22 protein-coding genes are annotated in these 26086 nt (G+C 37.2%); 11 read left to right on the top strand and 11 right to left on the bottom strand.

Annotation, left to right across the window (positions count from 1 at the left end):
• The first annotated feature begins 34 nt into the window (after positions 1 to 34).
• A complete protein-coding gene (gene ftsZ / locus IE155_RS12945) occupies positions 35 to 1192 on the top strand; it encodes a cell division protein FtsZ (RefSeq protein WP_189378664.1) in 1158 nt (385 codons plus the stop codon).
• A 147-nt stretch (positions 1193 to 1339) separates the two neighbouring features.
• Entirely contained in the window at positions 1340 to 2257 is a 918-nt protein-coding gene (gene lpxC, locus IE155_RS12940; RefSeq protein WP_189378663.1) for a UDP-3-O-acyl-N-acetylglucosamine deacetylase, read from the top strand.
• 59 nt (positions 2258 to 2316) lie between these two features.
• Here lpxC and IE155_RS12935 read toward each other — a convergent pair whose 3' ends face one another.
• Positions 2317 to 2790 carry a DciA family protein gene (locus IE155_RS12935; RefSeq protein ID WP_189378662.1) on the bottom strand — a complete coding sequence of 158 codons (474 nt, stop codon included), beginning with the start codon at positions 2788 to 2790 and terminating at the stop codon, positions 2317 to 2319.
• 85 nt (positions 2791 to 2875) lie between these two features.
• Here IE155_RS12935 and IE155_RS12930 point away from each other — a divergent pair, with 85 nt between their 5' ends.
• The 3 genes from IE155_RS12930 to mutT all read left to right on the top strand — a co-directional run bounded on the left by IE155_RS12930 (position 2876) and on the right by mutT (position 6992).
• Positions 2876 to 3733: a M23 family metallopeptidase gene (locus tag IE155_RS12930; RefSeq protein ID WP_229817291.1), complete on the top strand. Its 858-nt coding sequence runs from the start codon at positions 2876 to 2878 to the stop codon at positions 3731 to 3733.
• Between the two features lie 104 nt (positions 3734 to 3837).
• Entirely contained in the window at positions 3838 to 6519 is a 2682-nt protein-coding gene (gene secA / locus IE155_RS12925; protein ID WP_189378660.1) for a preprotein translocase subunit SecA, read from the top strand.
• A 74-nt stretch (positions 6520 to 6593) separates the two neighbouring features.
• On the top strand, positions 6594 to 6992 hold the full coding sequence (gene mutT / locus IE155_RS12920) for an 8-oxo-dGTP diphosphatase MutT (RefSeq protein ID WP_189378659.1): 399 nt from the start codon (positions 6594 to 6596) through the stop codon (positions 6990 to 6992).
• A gap of 166 nt (positions 6993 to 7158) precedes the next feature.
• Here mutT and yacG read toward each other — a convergent pair whose 3' ends face one another.
• The 9 genes from yacG to IE155_RS12875 form a co-directional block, all read right to left on the bottom strand.
• Complete coding sequence (gene yacG, locus IE155_RS12915) at positions 7159 to 7395, bottom strand: DNA gyrase inhibitor YacG (protein ID WP_189378658.1); 237 nt, start codon at positions 7393 to 7395, stop codon at positions 7159 to 7161.
• An 81-nt stretch (positions 7396 to 7476) separates the two neighbouring features.
• Positions 7477 to 8223 (bottom strand): cell division protein ZapD, encoded by a 747-nt coding sequence (gene zapD / locus IE155_RS12910; protein WP_189378657.1) that lies wholly within the window; start codon positions 8221 to 8223, stop codon positions 7477 to 7479.
• Between the two features lie 96 nt (positions 8224 to 8319).
• A complete protein-coding gene (gene coaE / locus IE155_RS12905; protein WP_189378656.1) occupies positions 8320 to 8934 on the bottom strand; it encodes a dephospho-CoA kinase in 615 nt (204 codons plus the stop codon).
• Positions 8935 to 8950: 16 nt separating this feature from the next.
• A complete protein-coding gene (locus tag IE155_RS12900) occupies positions 8951 to 9835 on the bottom strand; it encodes a prepilin peptidase (protein ID WP_189378655.1) in 885 nt (294 codons plus the stop codon).
• A gap of 137 nt (positions 9836 to 9972) precedes the next feature.
• Entirely contained in the window at positions 9973 to 11217 is a 1245-nt protein-coding gene (locus IE155_RS12895; protein WP_189378654.1) for a type II secretion system F family protein, read from the bottom strand.
• A 246-nt stretch (positions 11218 to 11463) separates the two neighbouring features.
• Entirely contained in the window at positions 11464 to 13170 is a 1707-nt protein-coding gene (gene pilB, locus IE155_RS12890; protein WP_189378653.1) for a type IV-A pilus assembly ATPase PilB, read from the bottom strand.
• A gap of 124 nt (positions 13171 to 13294) precedes the next feature.
• On the bottom strand, positions 13295 to 13750 hold the full coding sequence (locus tag IE155_RS12885) for a pilin (protein WP_189378652.1): 456 nt from the start codon (positions 13748 to 13750) through the stop codon (positions 13295 to 13297).
• A 293-nt stretch (positions 13751 to 14043) separates the two neighbouring features.
• Positions 14044 to 14952, bottom strand: coding sequence for a carboxylating nicotinate-nucleotide diphosphorylase (gene nadC, locus IE155_RS12880; protein WP_189378651.1), 909 nt, complete (start codon positions 14950 to 14952; stop codon positions 14044 to 14046).
• The gene (locus tag IE155_RS12875; RefSeq protein ID WP_189378650.1) at positions 14953 to 15474 is read right to left on the bottom strand and encodes a retropepsin-like aspartic protease family protein; all 522 of its coding nucleotides are present in this window, start codon (positions 15472 to 15474) and stop codon (positions 14953 to 14955) included.
• Positions 15475 to 15634: 160 nt separating this feature from the next.
• Here IE155_RS12875 and ampD point away from each other — a divergent pair, with 160 nt between their 5' ends.
• From ampD to lpdA, 6 genes are all read left to right on the top strand, one after another.
• Entirely contained in the window at positions 15635 to 16198 is a 564-nt protein-coding gene (ampD, locus tag IE155_RS12870) for a 1,6-anhydro-N-acetylmuramyl-L-alanine amidase AmpD (protein WP_189378649.1), read from the top strand.
• 29 nt (positions 16199 to 16227) lie between these two features.
• Positions 16228 to 17160, top strand: a complete 933-nt coding sequence (gene ampE, locus IE155_RS12865; protein WP_189378648.1) for a regulatory signaling modulator protein AmpE — start codon at positions 16228 to 16230, stop codon at positions 17158 to 17160.
• A 398-nt stretch (positions 17161 to 17558) separates the two neighbouring features.
• Positions 17559 to 18314 carry a pyruvate dehydrogenase complex transcriptional repressor PdhR gene (pdhR, locus tag IE155_RS12860; protein ID WP_229817300.1) on the top strand — a complete coding sequence of 252 codons (756 nt, stop codon included), beginning with the start codon at positions 17559 to 17561 and terminating at the stop codon, positions 18312 to 18314.
• A gap of 136 nt (positions 18315 to 18450) precedes the next feature.
• Entirely contained in the window at positions 18451 to 21126 is a 2676-nt protein-coding gene (gene aceE / locus IE155_RS12855; protein ID WP_189378646.1) for a pyruvate dehydrogenase (acetyl-transferring), homodimeric type, read from the top strand.
• Between the two features lie 20 nt (positions 21127 to 21146).
• Positions 21147 to 22829: a dihydrolipoyllysine-residue acetyltransferase gene (gene aceF, locus IE155_RS12850; RefSeq protein ID WP_189378645.1), complete on the top strand. Its 1683-nt coding sequence runs from the start codon at positions 21147 to 21149 to the stop codon at positions 22827 to 22829.
• 208 nt (positions 22830 to 23037) lie between these two features.
• Complete coding sequence (gene lpdA / locus IE155_RS12845) at positions 23038 to 24468, top strand: dihydrolipoyl dehydrogenase (protein ID WP_189378644.1); 1431 nt, start codon at positions 23038 to 23040, stop codon at positions 24466 to 24468.
• Between the two features lie 120 nt (positions 24469 to 24588).
• Here the strand turns inward: lpdA and IE155_RS12840 are convergent, their stop codons facing one another.
• Positions 24589 to 25944 (bottom strand): GGDEF domain-containing protein, encoded by a 1356-nt coding sequence (locus IE155_RS12840; RefSeq protein ID WP_189378643.1) that lies wholly within the window; start codon positions 25942 to 25944, stop codon positions 24589 to 24591.
• Between the last annotated feature and the right edge of the window lie 142 nt (positions 25945 to 26086).

Raw genomic sequence — 26086 nt, 5'->3', positions numbered from 1 at the left:
GGTGGAACAAAACATAAAAATCGGAGAGAGAAAAATGTTTGAACTAATGGAAGATCACAATCAAGAAGCGGTAATTAAAGTAATTGGTGTTGGCGGTGGCGGCGGAAATGCTGTTGAACATATGGTGCTACAAACCATTGAAGGTGTTGAATTTATAACAGCCAATACCGACTCACAAGCATTACGCAATTCATCTGCTAATGTTACGTTACAATTAGGAAGCGATGTTACTAAAGGTTTAGGGGCTGGTGCGAATCCTGAAATTGGACGTCGTAGTGCCGAAGAAGATCGCGAAACCATTAAAGAAGCACTTGAAGGTGCTGATATGGTATTTATTGCTGCCGGAATGGGTGGTGGCACAGGTACAGGTGCTGCACCTGTTGTGGCTGAAATTGCCAAGGAAATGGGAATATTAACTGTTGCTGTTGTAACGAAGCCTTTCCCATTTGAAGGTAAAAAACGCATGAATTATGCAGATCAAGGTATTGAATTTTTATCAAAAAATGTTGATTCACTCATTACTATTCCAAATGAAAAATTATTAAAAGTATTAGGCCCTGGCACGAGCTTGTTAGATGCATTTAAAGCCGCTAACAATGTTTTATTAGGGGCAGTACAAGGAATTGCGGAACTTATTACTCGTCCTGGACTCATAAATGTTGACTTTGCTGACGTTCGTACCGTTATGTCTGAAATGGGAACTGCAATGATGGGGTCTGGTATTTCATCAGGTGAAGATCGTGCTGAAGAAGCTGCTGAAGCCGCTATTTCAAGTCCATTACTTGAAGATGTTGATTTAGCTGGTGCTCGTGGGATTTTAGTTAATATCACTGCAGGCATGGATATTAGTATTGATGAATTTGAGAAAGTAGGTAATGCCGTTAAAGCTTTTGCGTCTGAAAATGCAACCGTAGTTGTAGGAGCGGTAATCGACCCAGAAATGACAGAAGACTTGCGAGTAACTGTGGTAGCAACGGGTATCGGTGCTGAACGTAAACCAGATATTACGTTGGTAAATCCAACACCTACAGCAGAGCCTATTGCGGTTGGACAGGAGTTTATTTCTTCACCGCAAGCAGAGCCGATGACAGCAACTATGCCAGAAGCAAATGCACAAGTACAAAAAGTACAAGCAGCGGACTTAGATAATTATTTAGATATTCCAGCATTTTTACGTAAACAAGCTGATTAATTATCAATAAAGTTATTTGGAATTAAGAATATTGCGATGAGCAATATGACTGAGGTTTTGATTTTATAAAGCTTTTTTGCTATATTATGCGCCCGCTGAATTCAGTTGGTGGATGTAAAGTAACTATAAGGCTTATTAAGGCTAATTATGATTAAACAACGTACAATTAAAGAAAGCGTTTCCGCTATCGGTGTAGGTTTACACAAAGGTGAAAAGGTGCAGCTTACTCTCCGTCCTGCGCCTGCAAATACGGGTATCGTATTTCGCCGTGTAGATTTAACACCTGTTGTCGATATTAAAGCGACGCCAGAATCTGTTGGTGAAACGACTATGTGTACGTGTTTGGTCAACGAGCAAGGAGTGAAGATTTCCACCGTCGAACACTTGCTTGCAGCTGTAGCAGGAATGGGCATTGATAACTTAGTTATTGATGTTGATTCTCCAGAAATTCCAATTATGGACGGCAGTTCATTACCGTTTGTTTATTTATTACAATCGGTTGGTATTGAAACCTCTAATGTTGCTAAACGCTTTATTCGTATAAATAAAACCATACGTGTTGAAGAGGGTGATAAATGGGCTGAATTAAAACCTTATGAAGGTTTTAGGGTTAATTTTGCCATTGATTTTGATCACCCTGTTATTGCTAAAACAGGGCAAGTCATGAGTATGGACTTATCAAGCTGTTCTTTTATTAAAGAAATTAGCCGCGCGAGAACTTTTGGCTTTGTTAAAGATATTGAGTTTCTCCGATCTCATAATTTAGCACTAGGCGGAAGCTTAGAAAATGCGATTGTTTTAGATGATTACCGAATGCTTAACCCAGATGAACTTCGCTATGATGATGAATTTGTTAAGCATAAAATACTTGATGCTATTGGTGACTTATACATGGGTGGTGTCAGTATCTTAGGTGAGCTTAACGCATTTAAATCAGGACATGCTTTAAATAATATGTTACTCAGAGAAGTTTTTAAGCAAACTAATGCTTGGGAATGGGTAACCTATGAAGATGAAGCGCAAGCACCAATTCAATATCAAGAAGTGAGTGCAGGTGCTTACTAATTATTAAATAAAAAAGACCGTAGAGGTCTTTTTTTATTTGTGTGCGTTAATACAGTAAGCTAACTACTTTTATCAGCTAGACTCGCTAACTTTAAGAGTTTTTTCTTCAAGCTTTCAGGGGCATTCTTTGCTACTTCATTTAATTGATGTGCTGTAGCACTAGAGATATATTGAGTTTTTGCTTTTTTATCTGAAATAGGAACCGTATATGATGTTTTACTGCGGTATGGCGAAACTTTTATTGAAACTTGTGTAAATAAGTTATCGGTAGCAATGGCTAATTGCTGACAAATTTTTACTTTTTCAAATTGTAAACGTTGACCCCAGATAGCTGAATTTACTTCAATAACTAAAGTATTTTGCGTGAAATTGGCAATTTGCCATACTTCTGCTGGCAGGTCAGGGCAACTTTGTCGTACAATGTCAGCTAATATTTTTAAAGAGTTGGTTTTTTTCGCAATTTGTGCCAAAGTGCCTGACGTTTCGGAAAACAAGGTTGACATATCTATTGGTAGTTTTGATTTTTGAGCCATAGATTAACCCTATATTAAGTGAAGCCGATAGATAATACTTATGAGTTTAACATTACTATATCGAGGAAAGAACGTTAGATTTCAAATGAAGTTAAATAAACTTCATTGGATATCAGCAGCGCTGGCGTTTGCCGTTATTTCAGGTGTAATTGTTCATTTATTACTCTCTTCTGAAGCTCAGCCTGAAAAGCCTCTCTATACCTTTACCAATACAGAATCTCAAAAAGACTTAGCTTTAAGCGAAAAAAGCCAACAAGTTACCGCGTTAACAATAAAATTAGCTGAATTACAAAGCCAAGTTTTACGTTTAAATGCCTTGGGGGATCGTTTAGCTGAAGAGGCTAATATCCCTGAAAATGAATTTAATTTTTCTGAGCTTCCACCTAGTGGAGGGCCAATGATTCAATCGCAACCAATAGAAAGAGTTTCGTTAACTCAATTATTTAATGATGTTGAAGTACTAGGTGACGAATTAAGCTTGAAAGAAAAACAGCTTAAATTACTTGAATCTGTAACCTTAGGACACCATATAGAAAATACAAGCTATTTATCTGGTCGCCCAATATTAAAAGGTTGGCTTTCGTCTTACTTTGGAGTACGAAAAGATCCTTTTAATGGCCGTCCAGCAATGCACAAGGGTGTTGACTTCGCAGGTAAAGAGGATGCGGAAATTATTGCTACGGCAGCTGGTGTTGTAACATGGGCTAGTGAGCGTTACGGCTATGGTAATTTAATTGAAATTGATCATGGCAAGGGTATTAAAACGCGATACGGCCATAACAAAACAATATTAGTTAATGTTGGTGAAGTAGTAAATAAAGGTCAAGCGATTGCAAGAATGGGTAGTACCGGACGTTCTACTGGCCCACATGTTCACTATGAAATATTGCGAAATAATAAGCAAATAGATCCCGTGAAATACGTTTATCGTAAAGCAAAGTAATTCACTTGATATAATCTGCAAATTAACCCTGTTTTTGGTGTTCGATATATTCGAGCACTTTTATTTTAGTACGGAAGATATTCTTCTCAAAATGGTTTAACAAGATGTTTGGAAATTTTTTAACAAAAATGTTTGGTAGTCGTAACGATAGATTGCTCAAACAAATGCGCAAAGAAGTAGTAAAAATTAATGCCTTAGAGCCAGAATTTGAAGCTCTATCTGATGAAGAACTAAAAGCAAAAACCACAGAATTTAAAGAGCGTTTAAGCCATGACGAAAGCTTAGAGTCTATTTTGCCTGAAGCGTTTGCGGTTGTACGTGAAGCAAGTAAACGTGTATTTGGTATGCGCCACTTCGATGTACAGTTAGTTGGTGGTATGGTACTAAATGACGGTAAAATTGCAGAAATGCGTACCGGTGAAGGTAAAACTCTTACTGCTACATTACCCTCGTATTTAAATGCATTAACAGGTAAAGGTGTTCATGTAATTACGGTTAACGACTACTTAGCCTCTCGTGATGCTGATTGGAGTCGCCCTTTATTTGAATTTTTAGGAATGACAGTAGGTTGTAATATTGCTGGTATGGCACATGCTGATAAGCAAGCGGCTTATGAAGCTGATATTACTTATGGTACTAATAATGAATTCGGTTTTGATTACTTACGAGACAATATGGCCTTTTCGCCAGAAGAAAGAGTTCAAAAGCCACTAAATTTTGCTGTAGTTGATGAGGTTGACTCTATCTTAATAGATGAAGCAAGAACGCCTCTTATTATTTCTGGGCAAGCAGAAGATAGTTCTGAGTTATATCGTCAAATTAACATTGTTGTGCCAACGCTTGAGCAACAAGCTGAAGAAGATAAAGAAGGTGAAGAAAGCACCGGTGATTTCACTGTAGATGAAAAGTCAAAACAAATATATTTAACCGAACGAGGTCAAATCCGTATTGAAGAAATAATGATCGAAAAGGGCCTGATTCAAGACGGTGATTCATTATTCTCTGCCTCTAATATTACTTTGCTTCACCATGTAATGGCGGCACTACGTGCACATAAGCTCTTTCAAAAAGATGTCGATTATATCGTTAAAGATGATGAAATTGTGATTGTTGATGAGCATACAGGCCGAACTATGGAAGGCCGTCGTTGGTCAGAAGGCTTACATCAAGCTGTTGAAGCTAAAGAAGGTGTGAAAATACAAAATGAAAATCAAACATTAGCGTCTATTACCTTTCAAAATTTTTTCCGTTTATACAATAAATTGTCAGGTATGACTGGTACTGCTGATACAGAAGCATTCGAATTTAACCATATTTACGGATTAGAAACGGTTGTTATGCCAACTAACAAACCTATGATTCGTAAAGATTTGCCAGACCTTATCTACTTAACAGCAGAAGAAAAATACGATGCTATTTTAACCGATATACAAGATTGTGTAGAGCGTGGTCAACCGGTATTAGTTGGTACTATTAGTATTGAAACCTCTGAATTTCTTTCTTCATTTTTAAAGAAAGCCAAAATTAAGCACAAAGTATTAAATGCTAAATTTCATGCACAAGAAGCTGAGATTGTTGCTGATGCTGGTAAGGTGGGTGCAGTAACTATAGCGACTAACATGGCTGGTCGTGGTACGGATATCGTGCTTGGTGGTAATTTAGACGCGATGATTGCGCAGATTAAAAACCCAACAGAAGAAAAAATAGCACAAGTTAAAAAAGAGTGGCAAGAACAGCACGACAAAGTTCTAGAGTTAGGTGGTTTGCACATAGTTGCTACAGAGCGTCATGAATCGCGTCGAATAGATAACCAGTTACGTGGTCGTTCTGGTCGTCAGGGGGATGCGGGGTCAACACGTTTCTATCTGTCGATGGAAGATGGCTTAATGCGTATATTCGCCTCTGAACGTATTAGTAACATGATGCGTAAATTAGGGATGGAACGTGGTGAAGCAATTGAACATCCGTGGGTAACTAAAAGTATTGAAAATGCACAACGTAAAGTTGAAGGACGTAACTTTGATGTGCGTAAACAGTTATTAGAATTTGATGATGTTGCTAACGATCAACGTAAAGTGATATATGAGCAACGTAACGAATTAATGGAAGAGGCGGATATTAGTGAAATTATTGATAATATTCGTGTTGATGTTGTTGAAGGGATAATTAATCAACACATTCCTCCTCAGTCATTAGATGAAATGTGGGATATTCAAGGGCTTGAAGAACGCATCAAAGGTGAGTTAGCTATTGAAATGCCTATTGCAAAATGGCTTGAAGAAGATACTAAATTACACGAAGAAACATTACGTGAAAAAATTCTTGAAACGGTTACTCAAGCCTACCGTGAAAAAGAAGAGCAAGTGGGCGCAGAAGTATTACGCCATTTTGAAAAAGCGGTAATGTTACAAAGTTTAGATTCCCATTGGAAAGAGCATTTAGCAGCGATGGATCACTTACGCCAAGGTATTCATTTACGAGGCTATGCTCAGAAAAATCCTAAACAAGAATATAAACGTGAATCATTTGAATTATTTTCTGAGTTATTAGAGAACTTAAAAGTTGATGTTATTGGTGTTTTAAGTAAAGTACAAATTAAAGCAGAATCTGATGTTGAAGCAGTAGAAGAACAACATAGAAAGTCTGATGAAGTACCTAAAGAATACACGCATGAATCAGCGAGTTCTCCTGCGCAAGATTCTGGTGTACCACGTGTAGGTCGAAATGATCCATGTCCTTGTGGCTCAGGTAAAAAATATAAGCAGTGTCACGGTAAATTAACCTAATACCATTGCGATTATTAAACACTTATTAATGCCAATCTTATGATTGGCATTTTTATATCTTTGGAGAAGTATTAATGACTAAAAAACGCGTTCATGTTGCTGTCGGCGTTATATTATCGGATAAACAAGTTTTCTTAACGAAGCGCGCTGAGCATGTTCACCAAGGAGGGAAGTGGGAATTTCCAGGTGGTAAAGTGGAAACAGGCGAAAGTGTTGCACAAGCGCTTTATAGAGAGCTAAAAGAGGAAATAGGAATAGAAGTACTTTCTTGTTTACCGCTTGTTGAAATAGCTCATGATTATCCAGATAAGAGTGTATTACTTGAGGTATTTGTTGTTGATAATTATTTAGGGGAACCGAGTGCCCAAGAAGGACAACAAGAAAGTTGGTTTGATATTAACGATCTATCGGCACTTGATTTCCCTGAGGCTAATCAAGCCATCATTGAAAAACTTGAAGCGTTACTTTTGTAATATAGTGTTCACGGCCAATAAATAATCTAAATTATCTAGGTAGCGCATTTATGCTGACAGTAAGCTTAAACATTATCGTTAGCATTATCGGTATTTGCGTTTTTATTACCTAACTACAGGCAATTGTGGCGGCAAGCCCAAGCTATATAGCTCCTGTGTACTATCTTTACTCAGGCTCTACAAAAAATTTATTTTGTTGTAAAAACTGCTCTTCTAATGCATCAAGCATTTCTTCGTTTAAGTCGATATTTTCTTGAATAGGTTGCGATATTTTATGGCCTTCATCAGCCCACTCACCTAAATCAATTAACTGACAACGTTTGCTACAAAAAGGACGATATTCATTTTCAGGAAGCCAAGCAACTTGGTTTTTACAAGTAGGGCAGGATACTAGGGATGTCATAAATTAACTCTATTACTCTATTACTTTATTACTTAGGCAAATTATAGCATTTAATTTTATAACTTCATCTAGATATTTAGGTTAGCAACGAGCGAGTTGGAATATAGTAGGGAGGCTATGATAGCGTTTACCCATTTCATCATTTGCGAGCATAAAACGTATTGAATAGCGTAACTTATTGCCACTGACTGTAGGATAATAAGGTGCATCGTGGGCAACTTTGATTCTTAACATTAACAGTCCTTCGCCACTATCTTGATAGAAGCCGCTGTCAGTGGAAATGCTTTCAAATAAAACACGTTGACGGATAAACTTTAAAATTAATGATAGTGCTTGTTCTATTTGAGTAAACAATTGCAGCCACTCAGCCATATTATTTGTAATGATGGTAACTGGTTGTTTTAACCAAAATTGTAATTGGGGTAAATCAAAACTACAGCTGCCACCTTGAATTGCATAGCGTTGCTTTAGCCCCATCAAAAATTGGTCATTCTTAATTTGGCACCACTGTGGTGTTTTTCTTTTTAACTGACAAATCAGCTCAATTACCTGTCTTAAATTTTCTTGTAGAGCATCATTATTTATCTCGGGTGATTTTGACCATATCACTAAATTTTGTTCGAGCTTCTCAAGGTCTTTAATGAGATCACCGCGAATATCATTTCGCTCTAACGTATCAATAATTGAGAAGAGGGCATTAAAAAAGATATGGTAGCTAATATTGGTATCAGCGGCGACACTTGCTCTTGCTTGAGCAAACATTTGCTCTAGCTTAAGATAACTTCGTATCCGCTCATTGAGAGGGTGTTCATATAAAACGTGTTGCATAGTACTCAGTATTAACAGAAATCTTTAATATACTAACGAGGCTTGATCTAAATGGCTAATAATTTTGCTAAAAAGTCGATAATAGCGAACATTTACTTATTTATTTACATTTTGACTCATTTTTAAATACTTCTGGTGCAGCTTTGCCACACTTTCTGCAAGCTCATCGAAAGAGACGTTATCATTATTGATAATATCATCAGCGGCTTGTAAACGTAATTTACGTGAAATTTGACTATTAATTATCGCCTGTATTTCACTTTCATTACTACTATCTCTTAATAGAGTACGTTGTATTTGAGTGGCTTCATTGACATCAACAATGAGTACGCGATCGACTAATTTCTCTAACTGATTCTCTAATAATAACGGGGCAACTAACAAACAATATTCACTAGGTGCTTGTTTGAGTGCAGCGATGATCTGTTGCCTAATTAATGGGTGGAGTAAATTGTTAAGCCATGTTTTATCACTTTCATTACTAAAAATACGCGTGCGCAACTTAGCGCGATCTAACTCGCTTTCTTGTGTTAAATATTCTTGTCCAAAATGATTCACAATGAGTGTAAGCGCATCACTGCCTTTCTTCACAACGTTTCTAGCAATAATATCGGCATCAACCACACTTATTCCGCTTCGTTGAAATAAATCTGATACTGTAGTTTTTCCGCTACCAATACCACCGCTAAGTCCTACAATGAAATTTGACATAGTTGACTACATGCACCTATAAAATAACGCTTAGATACCATTGCCAAATACCTTCACCCCAAAGTAAAGTGATCCAGCCAGCTACCGCTAAATATGGGCCAAATGGTATCGCTTGTTCGCGTTTATGTCCTTTAAAAGCCATTAACGATAGTCCAACAATTGCGCCAACCAAAGACGCCATTAAAATTAGTAAGGGTAATAATTGCCAGCCCATCCAAGCCCCAAAAACAGCTACTAGTTTAAAGTCTCCGTAGCCCATTCCTTCTTTACCTGTGATCAGTTTAAACAGCCAAAAAATGGTGAATAAACTCATATAACCAACGGCGGCCCCTATAACAGCTTGCTCTAGCGGGATAAATAGCCCGTTTATATTAATCAATAAACCTAACCACATTAATGGTAATGTAATTTGATCAGGTAATAACATGGTATCAAAATCGATCATTGTTAAGGCGATTAAGCCCCAAGTAAGTATTAATAAAAATAAAGTTTGCTCTGTTACTCCATAGCGATAAGCAATAACTAGGCTTAACGCAGCAGTTATTGCTTCAATTATTGGGTAACGTATAGAGATAGAGTTTTTACATTGGCTACATTTACCTTTTAGAAATAACCAACTGATAACTGGTATGTTTTCATAAAACTTAATTTCATGGCCGCAACTAGGGCAGGTGGAGTTGGGCTTAGATAATGTTAGCGGCTTAATGTCTTTAGCGGGAATACCTTTGACTTCATCGGCTAAAAATTCCCGACATTCAAGGTACCAGCCTTGCTCTAGCATTTTAGGAAAACGAAATATAACAACGTTCAGAAAACTACCAATAAGTAATGCCAGCACAGCAATAAAACTATAAAAGTAAGCAGGACTTTGATGAAAAGTACTAATTAATTGTTCAAACACAAATAAGCCTTAAATTAAGATATAGGTAAATTTTGTTGGTTGGGCTTTAGCTCAACAATGATAGCCGAATAATTATTTTATCGTATGTACATCGTTAGTTGTCGGCATTTATGCCGACAACTAACGATATTAAAAGTCTAAACTACCATCCCAATTTGGAATATTGGCAAGTACATAGCAATAATTAGTCCACCAATGACAACACCAAGTACTGCCATAATTAAGGGTTCTAATAAACTAGTAAGTGAATCTACGGCATCGTCTACTTGTTGTTCATATACAGTAGCGACTTTTGATAGCATATCATCCACAGAACCAGACTCTTCACCAATAGCCACCATTTGTATAACCATATCTGGGAAAATAGCACAATTACGCATAGCTAAATTCATTTGCATACCAGAGGTTACTTCAGAGCGAATTTCTAAAATAGCATCACGAAATACTGCATTACCTGCAGCACCAGCGGCTGATTCTAGAGCGTCAGGCAATGGTACACCGGCAGCAAAGGTCGTGGATAAGGTGCGAGCATAGCGAGCAACCGCAGCTTTTTCTAATAAGTCACCAATAACAGGTAATTTTAATATTTGTTTATCAACACTGTCTCTAAACGTTAAACTATTGCGATGGGCACGCTTAAAGAGCCAAAACGCCACGAAAACTGCACCTAACCCTAAGTACCAATAGGCCTGCATAAATTCAGATATCGCCAGTACAAGTAAGGTAAAAACGGGTAATTCGGCTCCAAAACTGTCGAAAATTTCTTTAAATACGGGTACCACAAAAATAAGTAATACTGAGGTTACTATGGCCGCTACTACTAAAACAGCGATAGGGTAAGTCATGGCTTTTTTAATTTTAGCTTTTAATACTTCCGCTTTTTCTTTATACATGGCGATACGATCATAAATAGTTTCCAATGAACCTGACTGCTCACCAGAGCTGACTAAGTCACAATATAAATCATCAAAAAATCGTGGGTGCTCACGTAAACAATCCGATAATGGAATACCCGATGAAAGCTTATTGCCTATGTCTGCCATCAACTTTTGGACATTGCCATTGCTATGACCTGAACCAATCATTTCTATTGTTTGTACTAAAGGAACCCCAGCAGAAAGCATAGTAGCTATTTGTCGGGTGATAAGGGCAATATCCATTGGGGTAATGGCTTTATCGCCGCCTAATCCAAATAAAGGCTTAGCTTTCTTTTTAACCTTACCAGGGGTAACACCTTGCTTACGCAATTGTGCTTTTAGTTCTAACATACTGTTAGCTGAAAGCTCGCCACCGACTTTTTTACCTTTACGGTTAACGCCTTGCCAAACAAAAACGTCTAGCGCTTTTACTGCGGGTGTTTTTACTTTCTTGGAAACTGCCATAACACTTCCTAGTTTGTTATTATTCTGATCTAATAGAATGTATATTTATTGTGTAAGTAGGACTTAAGCCCTATTATCCTTTTAGTCAATTATTTTTATTATTATTTTGTCGGTTTAAAGACCAACCTACAACGAGAATGTTATGCTTTGTAGGTTGGGTTTAAGTCCAACATATTTAGGTAAATATTGCTTAAAACAAGATTATTTAGTCAATAGTTAATTTTTACTTAATAACTTACCTACTATTTAAGCACTAGTAACTCTATTAATTTCTTCTAAGCTTGTTACTCCTTGCATCGCTTTTTGTATACCGGATTGTCGCAAGTTATTAAAACCTTCTTTTTGGCATTGTGCCGCGATATCTAACGAATTACCACCTTCCATAATTATACTGGCGACTTCACTACTAATTTTAATAACTTCATAAATCCCAACACGGCCTTTATAGCCACCAGTACAATGCTCACAGCCAACAGCTTTGAAAAGCTTTATTTCATTAACTTTGTCGGCAGGAAAACCTTGATTAATGAGCTCTTGCGGGGGAACTTTCTCTTCTTCTTTACATTGCATGCAAAGTCTTCGCGCTAAGCGTTGTGCAATAATGATACTGACAGAGCTTGCTACGTTATACGAGGGAACGCCCATGTTTAATAAACGAGTTAAGGTTTCTGCTGCTGAGTTAGTATGCAGCGTTGATAATACTAAGTGTCCGGTTTGTGCGGCTTTTATGGCGATTTCCGCTGTTTCTAAATCTCGAATTTCCCCAACCATGACAATGTCGGGATCTTGTCGTAAAAATGAACGTAAGGCACTTGGAAAGGTAAGCCCGGCGCGCGCATTAATTTGTACTTGGTTAATGCCTTCTAAATTTATTTCCACAGGATCTTCGGCGGTAGAAATATTACGCTCTTGGGTATTAAGAATATTTAAGCCGGTATAAAGCGATACCGTTTTCCCCGAACCTGTAGGCCCAGTCACTAATATCATGCCTTGGGGTTGAGCAAGGGCGTCCATGTAAATTTTCTTTTGCTCTGGCTCATAACCGAGCATATCGATCCCTAGCATAGCGCTAGAAGAATCTAATATCCGCATTACAATTTTTTCGCCCCACATGGTGGGTAGCGTACTAACACGAAAGTCGATAGATTTTTTACGCGATAACGCGAGTTTTATCCGGCCATCTTGGGGAACGCGACGTTCGGCAATATCAAGTTTCGACATTACCTTTAAGCGCGCCGCCATTCTTGAAGCTAATGCAATAGGGGGTTTTGCCACTTCAGCCAATATGCCATCTACGCGAAAACGAATGCGGTAGGATTTTTCATAGGGTTCAAAATGTAAATCAGAGGCGCCTTTTTTAATGGCATCAAGTAATATTTTATTAATGTAAACAACAATTGGAGCGTCGTCTTTATCACCTGTGGCGCCTACATTATCGTCTGTGGTGTCCTCTTGTACATCCATGTCAGATAACTCATCAGTGTCAATATCACTAATGTCAAGGGCACTGCTTTCATCTTCTAAAACTTTATCAATACACTTATGCAGTTCTTGCTCACTGGCCAGTATTAATTCAGTGGTATAGCCGGTATTAAATTGTATTTCTTCTAAGGCATCTAAATTAGTGGGGTCTGACATGGCAACAAATAGTACTTTGCCACGTAAAAATAAGGGGAGAGCACCGTGTTTACGTACTAACTTTTCGTTACGAATACCTTCAGGTACTAAGCTGGTGTCAAACTCGGTGAGATCAATAACAGGGTAGCCAAAACTTTTTGATAATATAGCGGCAATACGGTTGGCATTAAAGTTTTTATCTTCAACCAAATAGCGGATAAAAGGTTTATTTTGTTGTATAAAACCCTCACTGATTTTATCTACCATTTCTGTAGGTATTAAATCATGCTTGGACAATGCTGATAGCAAACTTGATTGTTGGTGAAGACCTTTCATAACGCCTTGAATTAACTCTATTCTCTATAAAACTAGTGTAACCTAAGATTGAACGAAAAGACAAAGTTTCAATTTAAAGACATAAAAAAAGCCCCGAAGGGGCTTTTTTTATTGAAAGTATTAGTTATTTACAATAACCAGATGTTGCACAGCCACCACTTTGAGCCCAAGTTACTTGGCCATTAGTAACTGTTGGAGTTATTATATAAGTGTCTGTTGTTTTAATGCCATTAACAGCATTAGGTGTAACTGTTATTACGCCAGAACCAGCAACTGTTAAAGTATTTACACTTGCAGCGCCTGTAGCACCATCGGCTAGAGCTTTTATTTCTTTGTTATCAGTAGTGTTACACTTTGTTAAATCCGAATTAATTTGAGCACACACTTCTACGGCTGATTTTACACCAGTTGCCGCTTGTGATACTTCAGTGTAAGCTGCTTTAGCTGTATAAGATTGATATGCAGGCAAAGCTACCGCCGCCAAAATACCAATAATCGCTACAACGATCATCAATTCAATTAATGTGAAGCCTTTTTGGCCAGTTTTTGCTGTTGCTAAGTTTTGTAACGTTTTTTTCATAATCAGTACATCCATACTATTAATTACGGGGGCTAAATAGATACTGCGCTAAAATATTTAAAATGTAAAATATTGTTTCGCTTTTTTTTTAATTTTTTTAATAAAAGGACATTTTTTATCCACTTTATTTAAATAATTACTTTAAAATATGCTTAATTTTAAAGTAATTACCAGCCAACTATAGCCATATTTATAAATTATTCCAAGGTTTGTGAAAAAAATTTAGTGCTTTTCGAGTAGAGGCCTTTAAATAATGGGCTGTATCTACATTTGTTGCATAATCAATACACTAACTACATTTTTAACCGCATTGAGAGATCAACCGCCTTAACATGCTTGGTTAATGCACCCACTGAAATAAAGTCCACACCGGCCTTGGCATACTGGCTTAAGGTTTCTAATGTCATATTGCCTGACACTTCAAATTTAGTATGCTGTTGACTCAATTCCTGACGCAGTTTAACGGCTTGCTCTATCATTTGTGGGGTGAAATTATCCAGCATTATAATATCAGCTTTAGCATTAAGTGCTTCGGTTAACTCGGCGAGTGATTCAACTTCTACCTCAACGGTTTTATCACTATGGTTTGCTTTAGCGGTTGCGATAGCTTGTTCAATACTGCCACAAGCGGCGATATGATTTTCTTTAATTAAAAATGCGTCAAACAAGCCAATTCTATGGTTAACACCGCCACCACATTTTACCGCGTATTTTTGTGCACTGCGTAGTCCTGGAATAGTTTTTCGAGTATCTAACAACTTTGTTTGAGTATTAGCTAAACAAGCAACATATTTATGAGTGTCAGTAGCCGTACCAGACAGTAATTGTAAAAAATTTAAGGCGCTACGTTCACCCGTTAGCAAAATACGCGAGTTGCCTGAAAGCTCAAATAAGGGTGTATTGGCTTTAACTAGATCGCCATCTTTTACAAACCAGGTAACTTGTGTTTTTTGGGTAAGCTGATAGGCAGTATCTAACACGTTAAATACTTGATTGACCCATTCAACACCACAAACTACACAGTCTTCTCTTGTAATAATACTAGCTGTTGCGGTGTTATTTTCTGGGATTAACTCTGCTGTTATATCAAGTTGATTATTGATTTGTTCAATAGCACTTATTCCTAAATCTTCGCATAAGGCGCTATTAACTGAGTGTTGTATATCTTTAATAAAAGCAGGAGTCTGTGATGGCGTTAACATTTAGTTTCGTTCTCTTAATATAAGTTGTTTGCCTGTTTGGCTAAATTCTAATCGTTTTAATGCACTCATACCCAATAAAATTTTATCTGACTTCATACCAGGATTAATATGGGCGTCAACATCGTAAAGGTAAATATTACCTATGCTTAGTTGATTTAAATGCGTTTGATAAATTCTCACTTGACCATTTGCGGTATTAGCAATACCTTGACCTGTCGCTTGTAAGTTAAGTTGGTCAGCAATATGTGCAGGAATAGACACTTGAGTTGCCCCCGTATCTAATAAAAAAGTGACCGGAATTTCATGAATAGTCCCTGAAGTTACATAATGGCCTTGTCGGTTTTGTTGCAAGATAACTTCGGCTTGACCTTGAGCATTTAACGAATATTCTGGCTCGCTATTTGGGTTTATTTGCTGTTCGAGCGCTGATTGAAATACAAAAACCAAGATTACCAATACTATTATCCAGGCGAGCCAGATAAAATATTTACCAAGTTTTGCAGTTGGATCAGTAGGCGTCATATTAGTTTTCGTGTTTTCTCGTGTATTTTGTATCGTATTAATTCACATTTATATAGCGAATTAGCTTATCGTTTTAAGGCTATTGTATTATGATTTTCATTATAAATCAGATGAAATGTTAAATATTATTTTGAATAAGCTGCTCTTCCCAAAGTCTAACATGCCAGATGTGCCAATATTAAAGATAACGAACGGCTGGCTTGATACTGCAGATAAAATACCATCGCCCCATTTTAATGCTAGGCCTGAAAATACAAAGGTGTCTTTACTCGTTGTGCATAATATTTCACTTCCCCCTGGAAAGTTTGGTGGTAATTATATAACGGATTTATTTTTGGGGCAGCTTGATGAGCATGCCCATCCCTATTTCTCTTCTATATATCAGCTAAAAGTATCTGCACATTGTTTAATACAACGAGATGGTAATATCATTCAGTATGTATCATTTGATGATCGCGCATGGCACGCAGGGGTTTCTATATATAAAGGCAAAGCGCAATGTAATGACTTTTCTATTGGTATTGAGCTAGAAGGTACAGATGAAATTCCTTATACTGACGAGCAGTATCAACAGCTTAGTAGATTAACCGCAAGTATTAAGCAGGTATACCCTGACATTGATGATGATATTGTTGGGCATTGTGATATTGCCCCAGGGCGAAAAACTGATCCAGGTAAAGCCTTTGATTGGCAATATTATCAACTATTATTAACAAAACAGTAGGCCTTAGAATATAGCCTTTAGGAAAAAGTATGAGTTTGATCAGCTTATTAATTGCATTAGCAGCCGAGCGTTATTTGTCGTCACCTGTTTGGCAATTTAATTTTTATTATCAACATTACCTAAAGTTCTTTAATCGCCTACCTTTTGTTGGTGATGAAGCTTATCAAAATCAAACTGTTGAAGGGGTTGATACTAATACAGGTTCAGCAGATGAAACTAATGCAACACTTCAAACTATTGTGTTTTTTGTAATCCCTGTACTAGCGTGTTATTTGCTGTTGGGATTATTAGATGATGGTTTACTATATTTAATTGCATCTACTATAGTGCTTATTGTTTGTTTTGGCTGTGTGCAAACGCGTAATTGCTATAAACAATATTTATTAGCGGCTTTTAGAGGTGAAACCACCACTTGTGAAATGCATCATTTGCAGTTATTACAAGACAAAAAATTAATGAACATGGGCTTTGGGCAAAGCCTTATTTGGCTTAATTATCGCTATTTTATTGCCATTATGATTTTCTTTGTACTATTTGGTGCGCCTGGTGCTTTAGCTTATCGTTTACTGACTAAAATGACTGAGCAAAATAGTTTGGTATCGAAAGAAAGTGAGGTAGAAGATGAAAAGTTTTCTGTTGATGTTAACACTCAAAATCTTAGTCGAATAAGCGAACAAGCGCTTTTTTGGGTTGATTGGTTACCCGTGAGAATAGTGTCTTTTTGTTATATGTTAGTTGGGCACTTTTCAAAAGCAATGCCTGTTTGGCTAGAAAACTTGTTTAATGTTGATAAATTACCACATGTATTATTAGTCGATGTCGCTCAAAAATCTGAAGACTTTATGATAGATGTAGGTGACTGTACCGCAGAGCCATGTTTGCTAGTACGTTTAGCAAAACGTACATTATTGTTATGTTTAGCAGTTATCGCCATATTAATATTAACGGGGGTGTTGAGTTAACTCAGCTAAATTTTCTGCCGGCGTATGCGCGACCTACATATAATTAAGTTCATGTGTTGTAGGTTGCTCTTACCGACAAGGATGACGGTAGTAGAATAATGCTGGAGCCATTCCCTATAAGGCTAACGAGAATGCATAAGTTTTCTGTCGGCATAAATATCGACTCATTTTATTTTTGTTGATATATCACAACACTTCTATTGAAAATCCCGCCATTTAGGCTATGTTCTATTTACATTTTGAATTTATTTTGTTATTTTTACATCAAATTAATCAATGGTAATACCAATTTACCTTTGTGATTTTCTTTGTTTTTGGGCTGATTTTTTAGTGTGATTAACAAAGAATTTTTAATGTAATTAAATACATAATGATAAGAGTTTATGACATTAACTAATATTAAACAGCCTTTAAAACAAACAAAGCTTTCTGATGTGATTCAATCACAGCTTGAAGTGATGATTTTAGATGGAAGTTTAATTGCAGGTCAAAAATTACCTCCTGAACGAGAACTTGCAGTTCAATTTGACGTATCTCGTCCTTCTTTGCGTGAAGCCATTCAAAAACTAGAAGCTAAAGGTTTAGTCACTCGCCGCCAAGGTGGTGGTACTTTCGTTAGTGAGAACATTTTAGCTGGTTTTGCTGATCCATTATTTAACTTGATGTCTGAAAGTTATGAATCTCAATTTGACTTGTTAGAATTTCGTCATGGTATTGAAGGAATGTCATCGTATTATGCTGCAATGCGTGGAACTAAGGCTGACTTTGATGAGATTCAGGCAAAACATGATGCTATAGGTAGTGCTCAATTAGATAACAATTATAAAGAAGAAGCGATTGCTGTTTTTGAGTTTTATCTGGCGATTTGTTCAGCATCTCATAATGTGGTGATCTTACATTTAGCGAGAAGTATGTCGGCATTGTTGATCGACAATATCGAGAAAAATTTAACCATTTTAGCGCAGCGTCCTGATATTTTTGTACAAATGGCGGATTACCGTACACGGTTAATGACGGCAATACTAAGTGGTCAACCACAAAAAGCATGGGGTGCAAGTCATCGTCACCTTGCATTTATTGAAGAAGTTTTACTTAAACTCACGCAAGAACAAAGCCGTATGCCGCGTTCAATGAGTCGAATGCACAAAATTTAGAGAAAATAATTACAACCGCTATGAATAAGTCATAGCTATATAGCAAGCAACACCTGAAATAAGCATTGATAGGGTCATTAACTATCAATTAATTAACAATAATTTTAACTAGAGATATGGAGACTAAGTAAACATTATGTCTGAGCTCCCAAATATTGATATTGATTCGTTAGAAACCCAAGAATGGTTAGAGTCAATGGAAGCCGTTTTGGAAAATGAAGGTCCGGAACGTGCTCATTATTTATTAGAAAAGTTAATTGACCATGCACGTCGCAGTGGTACACATTTACCTTTTGATGCAACAACTGCTTATGTAAATACAATTCCGCCGGGACAAGAGCCTCATATGCCGGGCGATTTAACCATTGAAGCGCGTATTCGTGCTGCTATTCGTTGGAATGCGTTAATTTTAGTATTACGTGCCTCTAAAAAAGATTTAGATCTAGGCGGTCATATTGGTAGTTTTGCCTCATCAGCAATGCTGTATGATGTAGGCTTTAATCACTTCTTTAAAGCGGCATCGCCTGAAGATGGTGGTGACTTTATTTTTGCACAAGGCCATATTTCTCCAGGTATTTACGCTCGTGCTTTTATGGAAGGCCGTTTAACTGAAGATCAAATGAATAATTTCCGTCAGGAAGTTGATGGTAACGGTTTATCTTCATATCCTCATCCACATTTAATGCAAGATTTTTGGCAATTTCCAACAGTATCAATGGGATTAGGTCCATTACAAGCTATCTATACTGCGCGTTTCTTAAAGTACTTAACTGATCGTGGTATTAAAGATTGTTCTGGTCAACGTGTTTATGCTTTCTTGGGTGATGGTGAAACTGATGAGCCAGAATCATTAGGTGCTATTGGTTTAGCTGCACGTGAAGGTCTAGATAACTTAACATTTATAATTAACTGTAACTTACAACGTTTAGATGGTCCTGTTCGTGGTAACGGTAAAATTATTCAAGAACTTGAAGGTACATTCCGTGGCGCTGGCTGGGAAGTCACTAAAGTTATTTGGGGTAGCTATTGGGATGCATTATTAGCACGTGATACTTCAGGTAAACTATTACAGTTAATGAATGAAACTGTTGATGGTGAATATCAAAACTGTAAAGCAAAAGGCGGAAAATATACCCGCGAAAACTTCTTTAATAAATATCCAGAAACGGCAGAGATGGTTGCTAATATGTCTGACGAAGACATTTGGCGTCTAAATCGTGGTGGTCATGATCCTATTAAAGTATATGCCGCTTATGATAAAGCGATTAAAACGAAAGGTCGCCCAACCGTTATTCTTGCTAAAACGGTAAAAGGTTATGGTTTAGGGGCTGCCGGTGAAGGTTTAAACATTGCACATAATGTTAAGAAAATGGATATAACTGCGGTTAAATATTTCCGTGATCGTTTCAATATGCCTATTAGTGACGACAAAATTGAAGAATTACCTTTCTATCAATTTCCAGAAGACAGTGCTGAATTTAAGTATATGAAAGCACGACGTGAAGCCTTAGGAGGCTCATTGCCAGCACGTCGCAAGCAAGCCGAAGAATCTTTAGAAATACCCCCATTAAAAAGCTTTGATGCGGTATTAAAAGGTTCCGGTGATCGTGAAGTTTCTTCAACGATGACCTTTGTACGTGTATTAAATAGCTTATTAAAAGATAAGAAAATCGGTAAGCGTATTGTGCCAATTATTCCGGATGAAGCACGTACTTTTGGTATGGAAGGGCTTTTCCGTCAAGTAGGTATTTATGCAAATGAAGGTCAGAAGTATATTCCGCAAGATGCTGATCAAGTAGCTTATTATCGTGAAGATAAAAAAGGCCAAGTATTACAAGAAGGTATTAATGAATTAGGGGCTATGGCTTCTTGGGTGGCGTCAGGTACGTCATATTCAACATGTAATGCTACCACTATTCCATTTTATATTTATTACTCAATGTTTGGTTTCCAACGTGTGGGTGATTTAGCATGGGCTGCTGGCGATAGCCAAGCACGTGGTTTCTTATTAGGAGCTACTGCAGGTAGAACAACACTCAACGGTGAAGGCTTACAACATCAGGATGGTCATTCACATGTTCAGGCGGGCTTAATCCCTAACTGTGTAACTTATGACCCTACTTATGGTTATGAAGTGGCTGTGATTGTTCGCGATGGTTTACGCCGTATGTACGAAGAAAATGAAAATGTTTTCTATTATTTAACCTTGATGAATGAAAACTATCAACATCCAGCAATACCTGAAGATAAAGATATTGCCGACCAAATTATCAAAGGCATATATAAGTTAGAAAGCGTTGCTGCGAAAAAAGCTGTTGCTAATGTTCAGTTATTAGGTTCTGGTACTATTTTATTACAAGTCCGTGAAGCCGCGCAGATATTAGCTAAAGATTATAATGTTTCAAGTGATGTTTATTCGGTCACATCGTTTAATGAATTAGCGCGAGAAGGACAAGAAGTCACTCGTCAAAATATGTTAAATCCGGAAGCTAAACAACAAGTGCCTTATGTAGGCCAAATTTTAACTAAAGATAAAGGACCTGCTATTTCAGCAACGGATTATGTGAAGTCATATTCTGATCAAATTCGTGCCTTTATTGATACACAATACCGCTGTTTAGGTACAGATGGTTTTGGTCGTAGTGATAGTCGTGAAAACTTACGTCGTCATTTTGAAGTTAATGCGTCATATATCGTTGTAGCGTCATTATTTGAATTAGCCAATCGTGGTGAAATTAAGGCGAGTGTTGTAACCGAAGCGATAAAACGTTTTGAGATAGACACTAACAAACTTAATCCACTTTACGCTTAATTAGGAATAGGAGAATTAAAATGAGTGATATTCAACAAATTCTGGTTCCTGATGTTGGTGGCGATGAAGTTGAAGTGATAGAAATATGCTTTGCTGTAGGCGATACCTTAGAAGCTGATGAAGGGATTGTTACGGTTGAAACAGATAAAGCTTCAATGGATATTCCTGCGCCAATGGCAGGTGAACTTACTGCGATTAAAGTGTCAGTTGGCGATAAAATTAAAGAAGGCGATATTATTGCTGAAATGAAAGCGGCTGGCTCGGAAACGCCTGCTGACAATTCAACTGAAGCAGATGATAAACCGGCCCCCAAAGCTGAAGAAAAAACTGAAGAAAAAGTAGAAGAAAAACCTGCTGTATCTAAAGAGGCAACGGCTCCTGCTGGGTCTTCAGGTGGTAGTGAAGTTATTGACATCGTAGTTCCAGATATTGGTTCTGATGGTGAAGTAGATGTAATCGATGTGTTAGTTGCTGTAGGTGATGAAATCGCTGAAGAAGACGGTTTAATTACCTTAGAAACTGACAAAGCCACTATGGATGTACCATCTTCACATGCGGGTATAGTTAAAGAACTATTAGTGTCTACAGGCGATAAAGTTAAGCAAGGTTCATTGGTTATTAAACTAGAAACTAATAATGGTGCCCCTGCTGCAATTGAGCAACCTGCGGCACCAGAGCCAGAAAAAACTGAGCCAGTACAGAGTGCGCCAACTGCACCACAAAAGTCTGCACCTGTACCTCATCACCCACAGGCGGGTTCATTTAAAGAAACGAAAACTATTTACACATCGCCTTCAATTCGTCGTTTAGCACGTGAATTTGGTGTTGATTTGAGTTTAGTTAAAGGAACGGGTAATAAAAACCGTATTCTTAAAGAAGATGTGCAATCGTATGTTAAATATGAATTATCTCGTCCTAAAGCCAATGCTGGTAGCAGTGTATCTGCTGGTGAAGGTGGGCTACAAGTGGTTAGTGCTAAATCAATCGACTTTGCCAAATTCGGTGAAATTGAAACGAAAGCCTTATCAAGAATTCAGAAAATTTCTGGTCCATTTTTACATCGTAACTGGGTAACAATTCCACACGTTACGCAATTTGATGAAGCCGATATCACTAATGTTGAAGCTTTCCGCAAAGAGCAAAATGTGGTGTGTGAAAAACAAAAGCTTGGCTTTAAAATTACACCATTAGTGTTTATTTTAAAGGCCGCTGCTGATGCTTTGAGAGCGTTTCCAACCTTTAACTCAAGTTTGAGTGAAGATGGTGAAAGCTTAATATTGAAAAAGTATATTCACATTGGTGTCGCAGTAGACACACCTAACGGCTTAGTTGTTCCTGTGGTACGTGATGTTGATAAAAAAGGCATTTATGAATTATCACGTGAGTTGCTTGAAATAAGCGTTAAAGCTCGTGAAGGCAAACTTAAAGCGGCAGATATGCAAGGTGGTTGTTTTACTATTTCAAGCTTAGGTGGGATCGGTGGTACTGCGTTTACTCCGATAGTTAACGCGCCAGAAGTAGCCATTTTAGGTGTTTCTAAATCTGAAATGAAACCTAAATGGAATGGTAAAGAATTTGAACCTAAACTCATGCTACCATTGTCAATGTCATATGATCATCGTGTGATCGACGGGGCACTTGCTGCACGTTTTACTGTGCATTTAGCTGGTGTAATGAGTGATATTCGTAAACTTATTTTATAAGTGTTGAATTAAGACTTTTATAAGTAGCACAAAGGTGGAAGTTTATTTGTTCGGCTCTTTGCTACTTTGGTCTTAAAATTACGATTAATGATAGCGATTTTCGTTGAGTTTCAGTACAATTCGAGTCAGAAATTCAAAAAATAAATAAATACATATTGCACGTTTTTCACACAATGTGTAACAAACAACAAGTTAATTTGAGGTTAGCATGAGTAACGATATTAAAGCTCAAGTAGTAGTTTTAGGTGGAGGTCCTGGCGGTTATTCAGCAGCATTTCGTGCGGCTGATTTAGGCCTAGATGTGGTATTAGTTGAAAGCCGCGCAACATTAGGTGGTGTATGTTTAAATGTTGGTTGTATACCATCAAAAGCTTTGCTTCATGTAGCAAAAGTTATTGATGATGCAGCAGCTATGGCTTCTCACGGTGTTACTTTTGGCAAGCCTGAAATTGATTTAGATAAAATTCGTAGCTGGAAAGAAGATGTTATTGGCCAATTAACAGGTGGTTTGGGCGGTATGTCTAAAGCACGTAAAGTTCAAACTGTGACTGGTTACGGTAAGTTTACTTCAGACAAAACGATTGAAGTTGAAGGTGCGGATGGTAAAACAACCATTACTTTTGATAATGCTATTATTGCATGTGGTTCTTCGGTAATTGACTTACCGTTTATTCCAAATGATGACCCACGTGTTATTGATTCTACTGGCGCATTAGAGTTAGAAGATGTACCAGGTGAAATGTTAGTGCTAGGTGGTGGTATTATTGGACTAGAAATGGGAACGGTTTATTCGGCACTAGGTTCAAATGTATCTGTAGTTGAGTTTGCAGATCAATTAGTGCCTGCAGCTGATAAAGACATTGTTAAAATTTACACTAATTTCAACAAGAAAAAATTCAACATTATGTTGTCAACTAAAGTCGTTGCTGTTGATGCAAAAGATGACGGTTTATACGTGACTTTTGAAGGCAAAAATGCTCCTGCTGAACAAGTTCGTTATGACAAGATTTTAGTTGCCGTTGGCCGTAAGCCAAATGGTCACTTAGTGGCTGCTGATAAAGCAGGCGTAAATGTAGATGAGCGTGGTTTCATTAATGTTTCTAACGAATTACGCACTAACGTAAATAACATTTTTGCTATTGGTGATGTAGTTGGTCAACCTATGCTTGCACATAAAGCGGCTCATGAAGGTCATGTTGCTGCTGAAGTAATTGCGGGTAAAAAGCACGTATTTGACCCACGTTGTATTCCTTCAATTGCTTATACTGACCCTGAAATGGCATGGGTTGGTGTTACTGAGCGTGAAGCGAAAGAGCAAGGTTTAAATATTGAAGTTGCTAACTTCCCATGGGCTGCTTCTGGTCGTGCGATTGCATCAGCACGTACTGAAGGTAAAACTAAGATGATTTTTGAAAAAGAAACTGGCCGAGTACTTGGCGGTGCTATCGTTGGTATTAATGCTGGCGAGATGCTTGGTGAAATCTGTTTAGCGGTTGAAATGGGCGCTGATGCAGAAGATGTTGGTTTAACTATTCATGCTCATCCAACGTTAAATGAGTCAATTGGTTTAGCCGCAGAGATATTTGAAGGTTCAATTACCGACTTACCAAACGCAAAAGCAGTTAAAAAGAAAAAGTAACCTTAGTACTAGATAAAAGTGTTAATAACCAAGCCAGCATTTATGCTGGCTTTTTGTTTTTTTTATTAACCTATTTTATTTATTCTTTATTTGAGAGGGTATCACATTAGGTTTAATGGTTTATATCAGTGGGTTTAAATGGCTGGTAGGTTTAGACATAACAACTTGATTTCTTCCTCGTGCTTTAGCGTCATATAATGCTTTGTCTGCACGCTCAATAAAGTCACTTGCACTTTCATCGCCTCGTTGTGCTACACCAAAACTAGAAGTTAACTTGATGTTATTGACCCATGTTTTTTCGTCCATTATTTTTCGTAACAGTTGAGCGAGTTCAAAAGCTTCTGATAGTAAGGTATCTGGACATACTAATAAGAACTCTTCACCACCCCAACGCGCTATAATATCTGTATTACGACAGTTTTCACTTATTGTTTTTACAAATTCTTTAAGGATCTCATCGCCAACAAGATGTCCATGAATATCATTTATTAGCTTAAAATGATCAATGTCGATAAAAATCAATGACAGCTTTTTTTGTTTTTGGGTAAAATATGGTTGAATACCTGAGCGATTAAGTGCTCCAGTTAAAGGGTCTCTTTCTGCTTTGTCTTTTAGTGTTTTAGTTTTAACATTTAGAAGTTGATTCAGTTGCTTGAGTTCTTGTGCTTCCCTAGCTGTGTTAGTGAGTTTTTCACGAGAATGTTTAAGATTAAGCAACAAAACTATAATAGCCGAAAAAACCCAAAGAGCGATCAGGGTATAAAGTACTTGGCTATTGGTAAAAAACTTTCCTGTAAATTTTATATATTCTAATTCAAGCATATACTGTCCAGGTTTTATCTTATTACCAGTAGAAATTTCAATTACCATTACAGAATCGAATTCAGGAGCAGAAAGGTGAATAGGAATTTTTTGTTCGTTTAGCCACCAGCTGGCTACCTGTAAACTCTTCATTGGAATTTCTGTTATTCCCATATCATCGGGCCAATATTCAATTCCAATATATTTCCATGTGCTATCATCATCAATTTTGGCGTAACTATCATTGTAATTACGTAACTGTATGCGAATGCTGGAGTTTGGGTGATTGAGGTATTTGGCTTTTAATTGAATGCTAGAATAGCTTGATAAGTCGAGCCCTTTCATGCTTTTGCTGTAAGGGGCTTCAAAAAAATTTAAAGCTATTTCACAGAAAGGCCAATTATAACTAGATGCTTGTATATTACACTTTAAAAGCCATTTGTTATTATTTTTGATAAGTGTGGCTGAGGATGTGCCATTTAGCGACTGATCAGAGATAGCTTTAACCGCCTTATGAGTATCAGGTTGTAAGACTAGCGTTTTTTTAAGTGAAAAAATTTGTAGAATTATTGTAATACATGTCACTGTTATTAAAGTGATTAATAAGGTGTTGTAAAACTTACTTCGTATCATAACTGTCTCAATATATAAGGTGGCTTTATTAATAGGTGTCATGTGTAATTAACAGCGCTTAAAGTGCATTTTCATTGCAAACAGTTTTAAACTGTGTTTTTAAGTTATTAGGGCTATTGTGCAAGAGCAAGGATTTTTATTAAATTTTAGATCAATTTAAGTTAATTGGCGGAATTTTATTATT

The organism is Thalassotalea profundi, assembly GCF_014653195.1.
Lineage (GTDB): Bacteria > Pseudomonadota > Gammaproteobacteria > Enterobacterales > Alteromonadaceae > Thalassotalea_B > Thalassotalea_B profundi.
The sequence above is the reverse complement of the archived record's forward strand: the minus strand, read 5'-3'. Positions and strand labels throughout refer to the sequence as shown.

Coding starts and splice junctions, on each gene's coding strand:
- ftsZ (WP_189378664.1), top strand. CDS start 35: ATGTTTGAACTAATGGAAGATCACAATCAAGAAGCGGTAATTAAAGTA.
- lpxC (WP_189378663.1), top strand. CDS start 1,340: ATGATTAAACAACGTACAATTAAAGAAAGCGTTTCCGCTATCGGTGTA.
- IE155_RS12935 (WP_189378662.1), bottom strand. CDS start 2,790: ATGGCTCAAAAATCAAAACTACCAATAGATATGTCAACCTTGTTTTCC.
- IE155_RS12930 (WP_229817291.1), top strand. CDS start 2,876: ATGAAGTTAAATAAACTTCATTGGATATCAGCAGCGCTGGCGTTTGCC.
- secA (WP_189378660.1), top strand. CDS start 3,838: ATGTTTGGAAATTTTTTAACAAAAATGTTTGGTAGTCGTAACGATAGA.
- mutT (WP_189378659.1), top strand. CDS start 6,594: ATGACTAAAAAACGCGTTCATGTTGCTGTCGGCGTTATATTATCGGAT.
- yacG (WP_189378658.1), bottom strand. CDS start 7,395: ATGACATCCCTAGTATCCTGCCCTACTTGTAAAAACCAAGTTGCTTGG.
- zapD (WP_189378657.1), bottom strand. CDS start 8,223: ATGCAACACGTTTTATATGAACACCCTCTCAATGAGCGGATACGAAGT.
- coaE (WP_189378656.1), bottom strand. CDS start 8,934: ATGTCAAATTTCATTGTAGGACTTAGCGGTGGTATTGGTAGCGGAAAA.
- IE155_RS12895 (WP_189378654.1), bottom strand. CDS start 11,217: ATGGCAGTTTCCAAGAAAGTAAAAACACCCGCAGTAAAAGCGCTAGAC.
- pilB (WP_189378653.1), bottom strand. CDS start 13,170: ATGAAAGGTCTTCACCAACAATCAAGTTTGCTATCAGCATTGTCCAAG.
- IE155_RS12885 (WP_189378652.1), bottom strand. CDS start 13,750: ATGAAAAAAACGTTACAAAACTTAGCAACAGCAAAAACTGGCCAAAAA.
- nadC (WP_189378651.1), bottom strand. CDS start 14,952: ATGTTAACGCCATCACAGACTCCTGCTTTTATTAAAGATATACAACAC.
- IE155_RS12875 (WP_189378650.1), bottom strand. CDS start 15,474: ATGACGCCTACTGATCCAACTGCAAAACTTGGTAAATATTTTATCTGG.
- ampD (WP_189378649.1), top strand. CDS start 15,635: ATGCCAGATGTGCCAATATTAAAGATAACGAACGGCTGGCTTGATACT.
- ampE (WP_189378648.1), top strand. CDS start 16,228: ATGAGTTTGATCAGCTTATTAATTGCATTAGCAGCCGAGCGTTATTTG.
- aceE (WP_189378646.1), top strand. CDS start 18,451: ATGTCTGAGCTCCCAAATATTGATATTGATTCGTTAGAAACCCAAGAA.
- aceF (WP_189378645.1), top strand. CDS start 21,147: ATGAGTGATATTCAACAAATTCTGGTTCCTGATGTTGGTGGCGATGAA.
- lpdA (WP_189378644.1), top strand. CDS start 23,038: ATGAGTAACGATATTAAAGCTCAAGTAGTAGTTTTAGGTGGAGGTCCT.
- IE155_RS12840 (WP_189378643.1), bottom strand. CDS start 25,944: ATGACACCTATTAATAAAGCCACCTTATATATTGAGACAGTTATGATA.